The organism is Agrobacterium sp. a22-2 (assembly GCF_012276985.1).
Lineage (GTDB): Bacteria > Pseudomonadota > Alphaproteobacteria > Rhizobiales > Rhizobiaceae > Allorhizobium.
Genome location: NZ_JAAXMM010000015.1, coordinates 123,478 through 135,193 on the forward strand (window position 1 = coordinate 123,478; position 11,716 = coordinate 135,193).

12 protein-coding genes are annotated in these 11,716 nt (G+C 63.8%); 5 read left to right on the forward strand and 7 right to left on the reverse strand.

The genetic code is table 11. The features are described 5' to 3' along the window. Window positions 1-15: 15 nt before the first annotated feature. Both HFC70_RS27210 and HFC70_RS21510 read right to left on the reverse strand, forming a co-directional pair. Window positions 16-1,062: a helix-turn-helix domain-containing protein gene (locus HFC70_RS27210; RefSeq protein ID WP_168475343.1), complete on the reverse strand. Its 1,047-nt coding sequence runs from the start codon at window positions 1,060-1,062 to the stop codon at window positions 16-18. A 287-nt stretch (window positions 1,063-1,349) separates the two neighbouring features. Beyond that, window positions 1,350-2,993, reverse strand: a complete 1,644-nt coding sequence (locus HFC70_RS21510) for a sulfatase (RefSeq protein WP_246735896.1) — start codon at window positions 2,991-2,993, stop codon at window positions 1,350-1,352. A gap of 59 nt (window positions 2,994-3,052) precedes the next feature. Between HFC70_RS21510 and HFC70_RS21515 the strand changes: the two genes are divergently transcribed. Further along, the gene (locus HFC70_RS21515; protein WP_168475344.1) at window positions 3,053-3,976 is read left to right on the forward strand and encodes a lysylphosphatidylglycerol synthase transmembrane domain-containing protein; all 924 of its coding nucleotides are present in this window, start codon (window positions 3,053-3,055) and stop codon (window positions 3,974-3,976) included. Between the two features lie 14 nt (window positions 3,977-3,990). Here HFC70_RS21515 and HFC70_RS21520 read toward each other — a convergent pair whose 3' ends face one another. Genes HFC70_RS21520 through ribA form a run of 3 tightly spaced genes read right to left on the reverse strand, consistent with a single transcriptional unit; the run spans window position 3,991 to window position 6,632 of the window. Then, complete coding sequence (locus HFC70_RS21520) at window positions 3,991-4,743, reverse strand: FkbM family methyltransferase (protein ID WP_168475345.1); 753 nt, start codon at window positions 4,741-4,743, stop codon at window positions 3,991-3,993. Next, window positions 4,740-5,519 (reverse strand): CDP-alcohol phosphatidyltransferase family protein, encoded by a 780-nt coding sequence (locus HFC70_RS21525; protein ID WP_168475346.1) that lies wholly within the window; start codon window positions 5,517-5,519, stop codon window positions 4,740-4,742. Before HFC70_RS21525 ends, HFC70_RS21520 begins: the two co-directional genes overlap by 4 nt. A gap of 6 nt (window positions 5,520-5,525) precedes the next feature. Further along, window positions 5,526-6,632 (reverse strand): GTP cyclohydrolase II RibA, encoded by a 1,107-nt coding sequence (gene ribA, locus HFC70_RS21530; protein WP_168475347.1) that lies wholly within the window; start codon window positions 6,630-6,632, stop codon window positions 5,526-5,528. 305 nt (window positions 6,633-6,937) lie between these two features. On the opposite strand from ribA, the gene HFC70_RS21535 reads away from it, so the two are divergent. The 4 genes from HFC70_RS21535 to HFC70_RS21550 are packed head-to-tail and all read left to right on the forward strand — an operon-like array spanning window position 6,938 to window position 10,194. After that, window positions 6,938-7,951, forward strand: coding sequence for a zinc-binding alcohol dehydrogenase (locus HFC70_RS21535; RefSeq protein WP_168475348.1), 1,014 nt, complete (start codon window positions 6,938-6,940; stop codon window positions 7,949-7,951). Between the two features lie 13 nt (window positions 7,952-7,964). Beyond that, window positions 7,965-8,363 (forward strand): 6-carboxytetrahydropterin synthase, encoded by a 399-nt coding sequence (locus HFC70_RS21540; RefSeq protein WP_168475349.1) that lies wholly within the window; start codon window positions 7,965-7,967, stop codon window positions 8,361-8,363. Next, window positions 8,360-9,403, forward strand: coding sequence for a glycosyltransferase family 4 protein (locus HFC70_RS21545; RefSeq protein WP_168475350.1), 1,044 nt, complete (start codon window positions 8,360-8,362; stop codon window positions 9,401-9,403). The genes HFC70_RS21540 and HFC70_RS21545 overlap by 4 nt, the downstream gene beginning before the upstream one ends. Then, the gene (locus HFC70_RS21550) at window positions 9,400-10,194 is read left to right on the forward strand and encodes a class I SAM-dependent methyltransferase (RefSeq protein WP_168475351.1); all 795 of its coding nucleotides are present in this window, start codon (window positions 9,400-9,402) and stop codon (window positions 10,192-10,194) included. Before HFC70_RS21545 ends, HFC70_RS21550 begins: the two co-directional genes overlap by 4 nt. Here the strand turns inward: HFC70_RS21550 and HFC70_RS21555 are convergent. Next, the gene (locus HFC70_RS21555; protein WP_368669773.1) at window positions 10,150-10,956 is read right to left on the reverse strand and encodes a RibD family protein; all 807 of its coding nucleotides are present in this window, start codon (window positions 10,954-10,956) and stop codon (window positions 10,150-10,152) included. The genes HFC70_RS21550 and HFC70_RS21555 overlap by 45 nt on opposite strands. A gap of 17 nt (window positions 10,957-10,973) precedes the next feature. Continuing rightward, the gene (locus tag HFC70_RS21560) at window positions 10,974-11,549 is read right to left on the reverse strand and encodes a cytochrome b (RefSeq protein ID WP_246735897.1); all 576 of its coding nucleotides are present in this window, start codon (window positions 11,547-11,549) and stop codon (window positions 10,974-10,976) included. Window positions 11,550-11,716: the final 167 nt, after the last annotated feature.

The window sequence follows — 11,716 nt, forward strand, 5'->3', positions numbered from 1 at the left end:
CGCGGCGGCAACGGCTTAGCGATTGCGCACCTGCAGCAGCCATTGCGCAAAACTGCTCGGCACACCAGGCTGCATGGCCTCCCCGCTCAGCCGCAACTCGCGCGCTTCTTTCGGACTATAGCCGTATCGGGCGCGAAACAGTCTGCTGAAATGGGCTGGATCGGTAAAGCCGTGATCGTAGGCGATGGTGCTGATCAGCCGCAGATCCGCGGTATGTTCAAGCGCCGTATGGCAGGCCGCAAGACGCCGGTCGCGAATGAACTTGGAAACACCGCCGCAATGCTCGAACAGGTAATAGAGCTTGCGGCGGGACACGCCCAGTTTCCGGCAGAGCGCCTCCGTTCCGAGATTCGGCGTGGCAAGATGGGCATCCACATAGGTCCGTGCGATCTCGATCCGGCTGGCGGAAATCGGCATCGCCGCCTCTCTCACGGCGTCCCTGGTAGGCTGGATGAAGGCCCCGAGCAGGGCGGTCAGGGAATCCACGACGGCCGGAATCTGCCTTTGGGTGAGCGTCGATCTGTGGCGATCAAGCGTCACGATGAAATGCTGCAGGATATCCCTCGTCACGCCCTGGATGGGCTTGTGGCTGGCCGCATCCAGACGGCCGGCCAATGCGGAAAAATTGTCCCGCTTCAACCATACGCAGACCAACTCACCGGCGCTGCAATGCCAGACGCTGGGAAGCGCCAGGGATCGCAAATCCAGGCTGCCCTTGCCGCTGCGCAGGACATTGCCACTCGAACTGCCGAATTCCGTGCCCGTCTGGCGCAGCACGATCTGCCAGTGATCGATGCCACTCCGGCGGATGATCTGTGGCGTGCGGCGGTATGTCATCGCATCGACCCGGAGGGAGGCAATGTGCATCTTGCCCAGATCATGCCCCCTGACTGTGGCGTGGAAGCCATGCTTCGACGGGTCGCCAGGCTCCACATCGGCAATGGACGCCATGAGATTTCGCCAGCAGGGAAACTGCTCCGCCCTGTCTTTCACGAGGGTGGTGAACCGGTCCTCGCGGATCGGCAAATCGATATCCTGAGCCCTGGTTTGCAGTGCGCCCATGCCAGTCGCTCTCTCTTTTCGTCCGACTTGCGGACACGTTTCATCGCGGCTTGAGAACGCATAAGGAGGCAAACGGGGCCGTCCGCGCTGTAATGCGCGTCACACCCAATCGGAACGAAACGGGCCTAGTTCGGGAAATGCCTTAGCTTTTTCCGGCCTGTCGCCAGGACAGGACCGGCAGGGCGCGCTGAAGCCTCAAGGACGCCCGCAGATAGCCGAGGCTCGACGGAGAGATTGACACGGTGTCCGATCGGGGATCTTCACGCACCACGCGCGGGACATCGGCCTCACTTCGCACTGAAATGGCGAATCAGCTGCTCGCGCATGATATCCATCGACAGCTCCGGCGCTTGCGCATCGGGCGTCATGCCGATCTTGAAGCCTTCCGATCGAAAGCCGTCAATGAGCGTCGCATCCTTGCTGATGATATGGATCGGCACGGCACGCGAGGCATCCGGTCCGGTGACAAGTGCCGCAGGCTGATGATCGCCCAGCACCACGAAGATGGCATTGCCTCCAAAGCGGGCGATATAATCCCCCAGCGTTTCCAGCGTGTAGTCGATGGTTTCGATATAGTGCCGGCGGACGCGATCGTGATCGGCCCACACGACGGCCGGGGGATCACCGCTTTCGGCCTGGTCGTTGAAAATGGTACCGTCACCGACCGCGGCCCAGTCGATCAGGTCAGGCACGGGCGTCCACGGCGCATGACTGGAGATCAGCGCAATCTCGGCCATCACGGGCTTGCCCGCGTCCCTCGCCGGTCTCCGGGCCAGGTGTTCGAAGGCCGAAAGCGTATATTGGTCCGGCATGGTCACCCAGTTGAACGGCTTGCCGCGATATCGGAGATCTTTTGCTGCAAGGATCTGGTCATAGCCGAAATAGGCGGCCTCCGGCCAATCCATGGTGATCGCCGGCATGACGGCCGCCGTTCTCCACCCCGCCTCGCGAAACAGCCGGTTGAGGCTCACCCGTTCGCTCTTCATCAACAGGTCGTAGCGCGCCTGGCTGTCGATCCACAGGCCCGACAGCAGCGTGCCATGGGCAAGCCAGCTGAGCCCGCCGACCGTCGGCGACCGCGTCCATCCGCTTGCAGCATGGAAGCCGGCCGCCTGCAATTGCCGTTCGACGCGGACCAGACGCGGCCCGATCAGCCCACCGTATCGCGGATCCTCGATAGCGCTGCGCCCGTAGGATTCGACGAAGATCAGGACAACGTCGCGTCCCTTGATGCGGGCGAACAGATCGCCGCCGTCGGCATAGCCCTTCTGGGCCTCCAACTCGCCTTCGAAGGCCCTGATGTCGGCAACCGACCGGGTGACCAGCGAAAGCCGGTCATGGAGATAGGCAAGGCCCCGCAATTGGGCGATATCCTTTACCCCGGCCTTAGAGCCGGCGGCTTGCAAACCGAAACCGAGAACGAGCAGAATTGCAGAGCCGGCGACGCCCGCGCGACAGGCCCGGCGTCCGAACCGCGTCATGGTGCGACAGGCCCACCAGAAGATGCCGATCAGTGCGATGACCGCTACCACGGCCAGACCCGTGGCGAGCGCTGCACCGATCGTGCCGATCGAGCCGGAAAGCAGGTTCCAGCCGTCGAGCAGCATCTTCCCATCGAGATAGGGATTGAAGTGCCGCTGGAATGCGGCGAATACGCCGATATCCGCCAGCTTCAGAAACAGCAGACAAAAGACGGTGATCGTGGCAAGTGTCGCAAGCGGCACGGCCATCCACCGCGGCAGCAGCAGCAAGGCAAGCGCGACCAGAGGAAGCTCGATTGGCAGGCGCCAGAACGCAACGAGATGAAAGGACTCCGGAGTGTCCGGAACAGTACAGGCCGCAGCGCCGATAATGGCGAAGACCAGGATCGAAAGCCCGGCCTTCCAGCCGGAGACAAGCATGCGCCCATCATGCGATCCATCGTGCGTCATCCGGTGCACCTTCCAATCAGGAGAAAAGCTTTGAGCGACCACGCCGGCAGGAGACGCTCGTGCGCAGGCTGAAGGCATTGACCATCGGCGCCGGTGTGCTGCTTGTGGTGGCCCTCGCATTTTCCGTCGATCCGTCCGGTCTGGTCGAGGCGCTGGGCAAGGTGCCACCGGCCCACGCGCTGGCGGCCGTGCTGGTGGTGCAGGTGCAGATCGTGTTGTCGGCGCTGCGCTGGCGCTTTACCGCTGCCCGGCTCGGTCACCCGATGCCGGTACGGCACGCGATCCGCGAATACTATCTCGGCAGCGTCCTGAACCAGATCCTGCCGGGCGGCATCGCCGGCGACGCCACGCGCGCCTACCGCAGCGGACGGGAAGCCGCCGGCGGATGGAAGCGGGCGGCGACCGCCATCGTGCTGGAGCGGCTGTCCGGCCAGTTTGCCTTTTTCCTGCTGACATGCCTCGGCGTGATCGCCTGGCCGGTCCTGCTTCCGCAGACCCTGCCCCTTGATCCCTGGCCGGCGATCTGGATGATCGGTGCCGTTTTTGTCCTTTTCGGCTTCGCCGCCGTCTGGTTCGGTGCAGCGCTCAAGGCACAACTTGCGCGGTTCGGGCCCGACCTTGCTGCGGTCTTCTGGGCGGACGGCGCATTCGCGGTGCAGGCCGGCCTCAGCACCCTGGTCGTCGCCAGCTATGTCGTGATCTTCCTGATGGCCTCCGATGCGATCGGCGCCGCGTTGCCGCCGATCGCGGCCGTGACCGCCATTCCGCTCTGCCTGCTCACCATGCTGATTCCCATCGGCATCGGCGGATGGGGGACGCGGGAAGCCGCCGCCACCGCTCTCTGGCCGCTGTTCGGCTTCACCGGGGCGGAAGGCCTGGCCGCAAGCCTGCTTTATGGTGTCTTCTCGCTGATCGGCGCCGCCCTGCCCGGCCTGCTCGTACTGGCAGCCTCCCTGCTCACTAGGCCGCACCGTGGCAAATAGCGTCTGATCCCGTCTCACGCGATCAACCGGGCGTAGATATCGCCTGACGGGCTTTCAGGCGTGAGCGCCGCAATTTGTCTTGATAGCACGTCCGCATCCGTCCATTGCGCATCGACGAAGCAATGCCTCTCGCCCACCACCCGGTTGAAACGGTAGTCGCCGAGATGCCGCAGCCGCTCGATCGCCTCCTGGGCGATCTCCGGCAGGGCCGGAATATATTCAAACGCGATCAGCCCGATCGGTTGGGAAAGGCCGCGCAAAATCTCGCTCTCCGCCCCTTCGACATCGATCTTGCAAAACGCCGGAAGCCCGTATTTGTCAATGAGCAGGTCCAGCGTCGTCATCGGCAGACGAATCTCGCTGTCCCAGACCACGTCGCGGAACCCTGCAACATGGCTGACGCCATCGATGAAGCGCTCGGATATGGTCGTGACCGTCGGATGACGGCTTGAAATACGCAGCACCGCCTCACCCTCGGCCGCACCGACCGCCACGCGCTCTAAACCCTTCAGCCGTCCGGCCAGGTGTCTTTCGATCAGACCGGCGAAAACAGGCTGCGGCTCGACCGCCACCACCTCGGCGCCGAGCGACAGCAGCGTTCGGCTGCGGCTGCCGACATGGGCTCCGATGTCGAAGACAAGGTCGCCGGGCGAAATGAGGCCGCCATAGAAGCCACGCAGCTGCCGCCTTCGCCATGGCTGGCCATAGTAAATCAGCAGCGAGCGGGCGACGCCGATCGCCGTGTCGAAGCTGCCCGCGCCACTCATTCAGTGGCCCCTGTCTTCCTCAGCAGATAAAGGCAATCGACCGCAAAGGAATAGCACAGCAGCACCAGCGCCATGGCGGCAAGCCAGGACGAGAGCGGCGGCACGACGACAGGAACAAGGACCAGGCACAGCACAGCGACCTGCACCACGCAGACGAGTTTGCGCCGGAACGACGGCGGCAGCGGGGCCTTGAGGCGCGGCAGCGGATGTTGCGCCAGCACGAAACCGTAGCGCATCAACCCGATGAGCAGGACCCAAAGGTCCGCCTTGCCCAGCAGGAAGGCCGCCGCCGAGAGACAAAGGATCAACAGAGCATCGATTTCCATGTCGAACCGTGCGCCGAGGGCCGATTCCTGGCCGAAACGGCGCGCCAGATAGCCGTCGACGCCATCAAGCGCAAGCGCCATCAGAACGAGGAGCACAAGCGCCCATGTCATCGTCTGGGCATGCTGCATGGCACCAGGAAAGAAGATCATGGCAAACACCAGGCTGACCAGTGCCGCGCGGACCGCCGTCACCGTGTTGGCGAGGCCAAAACGCTCGAAGCCGTGGTGAGGCAGTCCATGAACGACCAGCGAGAAGATCACCAGCAGCAGGATCGCCGCAGCGATGACGGCGTTGCGGCCCAGCGACCAATGCATGTCCGCCAACACGTAACCAACAACCGCTGTGGCGAAAACGCAGCCAAGGACCATCAGCGCACTGGCCTTAAGCGCCAGCGACGGTGCGCTGTCCACGGCGACGGCCTGCAGGACGGGCGATTCCTTTGACGACATGTTCACCTACTCCGCCGCAAGAAGCGCCTCGATGTCAAGCATATGGCCGGCACGCGCCTTTTTCGTCCGCAGATAGCCGGCATTCTCGACCGTCACCTCGCCCGTCAGCGCCATGCGGCGTTCAACCTCGATGCCCGCGTTGGTCAGCGCGGCGATCTTGGCCGGATTGTTGGTGAAGATGACGGTTTTCGCAATGCCCAGCAAGCGCAGCATGGCAATCGCCGCCTCGTAGCGTCGATGGTCGCTGCCGTAACCGAGTTCGGCATCGGCATCGATCGTGTCCATCCCGAGATGCTGGTATCCATAGGCCCGCATCTTGGCGCCGATCCCGGTGCCACGACCCTCCTGGTCAAGATAGAGCAGCACGCCGCCGCCCATCGCCTGCATCGATGCCAGACCATTGCGCAACTGGTCGCCGCAATCGCATTTGAGCGAACCGCAGAGATCGCCCGTGATGCATGAGGAATGGATGCGGATCGGCACCGCGGCGGTGAAATCGGGCCGGCCGACCACGATTGCAACCTGGTCCTTCTGCGCCAATCCACCGCGAAAGACGACGAACTCGGCATCACCGAGGTCGCGCAGCGGAACGCGGGTGCGCACGACGATATCGAACCTCTGCCGCGCCGCGCCGGCCTCCGTCAGAAGCGACTTTTCGAGCCCGCAGCAGGCGGCGAAGCGGCTCTCGAAGCCATCGACGTCGGCACAGATCATGGCCGGCAACAGAAGGGCCAGCCGGGCCAGTTCGGCGGATGCCCCCATCAACAGGCCGGCCTCGCGCCAGCCCGCTGGCGCCTTTGCGCCAATCCCGTAGGCAAGGCGCGAAGCGTCGGCGAACGACACGCCCTTGAGCGGCACCGACATGTCGCCGCGGTTGCCCGGCAACAGGCGCCCGGCGCGATGCGACGTCAGAAACAGTGTATGCTCGCCTTCGACGGCAGCGGCAAACTGATCGTAGACCGACGGTGCGGCGCTATCTTGCGCCAGCACGGCCAGGCGTTGCGTGCCGTCCCTGAGGATGACCGGTCGTCCGAACCGCAATTCGGCAGCAGCGCGTTCCACCTGCATCACAGGCGAGACAAACTGAAAACTGTGATCGTCGGTCCGTGTCATGAAGTGTCTCCAAAATGTCCAGCACCACGGGATACGTGGAGACTCTCACGCCGGATCATTCCTGTTGCTTGTCGTTTGCCGGAATTTCCATCCGGCCGCCATGCCAAACCCGGCACCGCGCACAGAATGACAAGCATTTTGCACGCCTGCACAATCGCTCTTCGCGACAGGGCGAGATCAACCGTGATACCTGAACCGGTCGGTCGGTGAAAACGCCATAGCGCCGTGCGCCAATTCGAGGCATCGTAGCCGCCGACTGCGCAACGGACGGCGCCGGTCGCGCCGGGCCGCCGAGGAGAAAACGAATGAGCTTGAACACCGGGGCAGCCGGAATGGCACAAACCAGCAAGTCTCGCGCCTTATGGTTTCCGGCCGCCGGCACCTGCGAATTGCGCGACGACACCCTGCCGTCCATGGTCGATGGCGAGGTGCGGGTGCGCATGCTGTTCAGCGGCATCAGCCGCGGCACGGAGAACCTCGTCTTCGCCGGTCGCGTCCCTTCGAGCGAATTCGACCGCATGCGCGGTCCTCATATGGGCGGCGAATTCCCCTTTCCGGTCAAGTACGGCTATTCGGCGGTCGGACAGATCGAGGCTGGCAGGGCCGACCTAGTCGGCAAGGCCGTATTCTGTCTTCATCCCCATCAGGATTTTTTCAACGTCAGCCAGGCGGCCGTGACCGTCCTGCCCGTCGGATTGCCGCCGGCCCGCGCCGTGCTGGCCGCCAATATGGAGACGGCGTTGAACATCGTCTGGGACGCCGGCATCCTGCCGGGCGATCGGGTCGCCGTGTTTGGCGCCGGCGTCGTCGGGTCCCTCGTTGCCTATCTTGCGTCACAGATCATCGGCACAGACGTCCTGCTCATCGATCGAAACCCGGCAAGAAAGGTCCTGGCCGACAGGCTCGGTCTCAACTTTGACGCAGGCCAAGAGGACGCCTTCGAGTTCGACGTGGCTGTCAACGCGTCCGGTTCGGCCGAGGCTCTTGCCCGCGCCATCGAACTGGCCGGGCAGGAAGCGCGCATCGTCGAGGCCAGCTGGTACGGCGACCGGCCTGTGAGCCTGCTGCTCGGCGGTGCCTTTCATGCGCGACGGTTGACCATCGTCAGCTCTCAGGTGGGCTCCGTGCCGCCGGCCAGGCGGGCGCGCTGGACCTATGCAAGGCGTCTTGCCAAGGCGCTCGAGCTTCTGCGCGACGACCGCCTCGACGCCTTGATATCGGGTGAAACCGGCTTTGCCGACCTGGCGACCGCCTATCCGGCCATCCTCGCCGATCCACAAACCCTTTGCCATCGTATTTGCTACCAGTACCAAACTTAGAGAGTGAAAGCCTATGTTCGCCGTTGAAGTCCGCGACCACATCATGATCGCCCACAGCCTGCCCCGTCCCGTCTTCGGCCCCGCCCAGGGCATGCATGGCGCAACCTTCGTGGTCGATGCCGCCTTTTTCACCCGCGATGTCGACGAGGACGGCCTGGCGGTCGATATCGGTGCCGCGACCACCGTACTCGGCGAGGTGCTGAAGCCGCTCAACTACAAGAATCTCGATGAACTCTCTGTCTTCACCGGAAAAATCACGACGACGGAGGTGATCGCCAAACACATTTTCGATGAACTCGCCCGCGCCGTCGCCGACAAGCGGCTCGGCCCCGGCAGCCACCGCATCTGCCGTCTGAAGGTGACCCTGCACGAGTCCCACGCCGCCCGCGGCTGGTACGAGGCCGATCTTTGAAGCGCAGCGTCACCTTCGCCTATCCCGGCAACCTCGCCCTCAACACCGGCGGTTATGCCTATGACCGAAGGGTGATCTCAGGTCTTGGCGATTACGGCTGGTCGGTCGATCCGCTGCCGCTCGGCAATGGCTTTCCCTTCCCTGCTCCCCATGTCAGGCGCGCAGCCGAGCGCCGGCTGTCGGACCTGCCCGATGGCACCCTCGTTATAATAGACGGGCTTGCCTTCGGCGTTCTGGACGAATGGGCCAAACGCGAGACCGACCGATTGCGCATCGTCGCCCTCGTCCATCATCCGCTGGCGCTCGAAACTGGCCTCGACAGCACGCAACAGACCTCCTTTCGGGACCGCGAGCGCCGCGCGCTGTCCTTCGCCAGGCATATCATCGTGACGTCACCGATGACGGCGCGCCAGCTGGAGACCCAATACGACGTGCCTCAGCACCGGATCACGGTTGCCATTCCCGGCACAGATCCGGCACCCGCCGCCACAGGCATCGGCGATCCGCCGCATATCCTCTCGATCGGTACGCTTTCGCCGCGCAAGGGTCACGACGTGCTGATCTCGGCACTGAAGCAGGTGGAGAACCTCGCCTGGCGGGCAACCATCGTCGGCAGCAAGAGCCTCTATCCGCAGACGGCGGCACTTCTGGCGCAGCAGATCGAGGCACTCGGCCTGACCACCCGGATTTCGCTTGCCGGCGAATGCGACGATCCGCGTGCGGTTCTGGCCGGCGCCGACATCTTCGCGCTGGCCAGCCGCTTCGAAGGTTATGGCATGGTCTTCGCCGAAGCCCTGTCGCAGGGATTGCCGATCGTCGCGTGCCGAAGCGGTGCCGTACCCGACGTCGTGCCGGACGATGCCGGCATCCTCGTGCCCGTCGATGACGTCGGCGCCTTCGCGGAAGCCCTTGCAAGTCTCCTCATCGACAAGGATTTACGCCTTGCTAAAGCCGAGGCGGCAAGGCGCGCCGGCGCCCAATTGCCAGGCTGGGCCACAACGGCGGAGATCATATCGACCTCTTTGGGAGCACTGGCATGAGCGGTTTCGACAAGGACTGGCTGGCACTGCGCGAGCCCGCCGATCGCACCGCTCGCCATGGCGGATTACTCGACGACCTGGCGGGTCATCTTGGCGCCCTGGAGCAAGCACACATCCTCGACATCGGTTGCGGCACGGGCTCGACCTGGCGCAGCCTCAATGACCGACTGCCCGGCCAGATCATCTGGACCCTGCTCGACCATGACCCCGCGCTGCTGGACGAAGCCCAGCGCCGCATCGGCGAGGAGAACGGGATCGCGTTTCGCCAGCACGATCTCAACGCCATCGCCGGCCTTCCTCTGCAGGGCGTCTGCGTCGTCACCGCCTCAGCACTCTTCGATCTGTGTTCGGAATGCGTCTGCAGCGAGCTTGCCGACCGGCTCGCATCGGCACGGATCGGCCTTTATGCGGCGTTGAACTATGACGGGATCATGCAATGGTCCCTGCCCCATCCGCTCGACGGACAGATGGTCGACCTGTTCAACCGGCATCAACGCACCGACAAGGGGTTCGGAACCGCCCTCGGCCCGGATGCCACGGCCTGCCTCGCCCAACTTTTGACGGCGCACGGCTTTAGCGTCAGGATCGAGGACAGTCCTTGGAGGATGGATTCAAGGATGGCTGCCCTGCAGGCCGAATTTCTGCACGGCCTGCGCCGACCGCTTCTGGAGATGTCCGAACTGTCCAAAGCAACGGTCGACGCCTGGCTGGAATTTCGACTTTCCGCTATCGGTCAACCGGGCAGTTTATGCCTGGTGGGCCACACGGACCTTCTCGCCCTGCCGGTCTGATACCAAGTCTCCAGCGCGCCGCCGTTCCAGCCGGCAATCGAACAGGATGTCGCTGCCGAGACTGTAGACCTCGGTGACCGGGCGATGGGCACCGGCAAGCCGCTCGATCGGCGACAGGGTAATGCCGGCCGGCCCCGAACCGATGATGATCGGCGAAATGGCCACATGCAGCCGGTCGACGAGGCCGGCATCGATGAACCGGGCGATCGTGCGCGCACCGCCCTCGACGAGGACGGTCAGGAGATCCCGTCTTGCCAATATGTCCAGGATGTCCTGAGGATCGAGCCCGCAGGCCTTGGGCTGCAGGCTGATCACCTCCGCCGCAGGCAACGGCCGACCTCGGGCAGCGGCGCTGCGCAAGACGATTACCGGCGCACCGCCATCGTGAAACAGGCTTTCGCTGCCCTCAAGTACCCCATGACAATCGACGACCACCCGGACAGGGGCCGGCCCTTTGACCATCCTGACCGAGAGCTTCGGATCGTCGGCCTTCACCGTGCCGACACCGACGATCACGGCATCGACCAGCGCCCGACAGCGATGAAGATGGACAAGGCCATCCGGTCCGGACACGTCCCGCGCGTCGCCCGCCGGCGTGGCAATTCGGCCGTCAAGCGACTGCCCGACCTGCGCCAGCACGAAGGAACCGCGCGCGCCGGCGATCGGCGCATAGAGACCATAGGCGGCGTCGGTCGCCGCAATATCGCAAGCGCCCTGTCGAAGGGCCAGCAGCCGCTCCCAAATCGCCTCGGTGATCTCCATGCTGCGCATCGTCGACCTTACAATATCCGGTACAGGGTGTTGTCACGCTTGATCACATGATGAAGCAGCACGGCCCCGATATGCAACGCAAAGAGCAGCAAAAGGATCCATGCGCTCCAGCCATGGATCGCCGACAGCGTCCAGGCAATGTCGGGCGCCTTGTCCAACGGGCTCCAGACCGGCACCAGGCCGAACCAGACGAGCGGAAAGCCATGCGCGTTGGTGGCGAGGAAACCGCTGACCGGCATGACGATCAGGAACACATAGAGCAGGCCATGCACGGCGGACGCCGCAAAGCGTTCGATCGCCGGGCCTTGCGGATCAGGTGCCTTGGCCATGAGCTTGTTGCCAACCCGCAGCAGCATCAGCCACAGCACAAGGAAACCGAAGCTCTCATGCACCATGTAGAAATCCAGCGACACTTCCTTCTTGGTGAACTGGATAAAGAAGCCGAGCGGCCAGGTCGCCAGCACCAGTACAGCCACGATCCAGTGCAGGATGCGCGACGTCGCCGGATAGCGCTCGACGCGGATGACCGCTTCGGACGGACAGATGGCCCGGGACAAAACGTTCATTTCGCCGTTCGTGGACATGATCATCTCCCGCCGTTGACCCGTAAAACCAAGCAAAAGCACGCCGGGGTCTACGTGAGTCAAAGTCGCCGCCCCAGCACGGCAGCTTAATTCGTCAAGTGCTTAAGTGCAAATGACGCTGCGTGCATGACAGTTGTCTCCCAGTGCAAAACCGTCGTACTCGACCG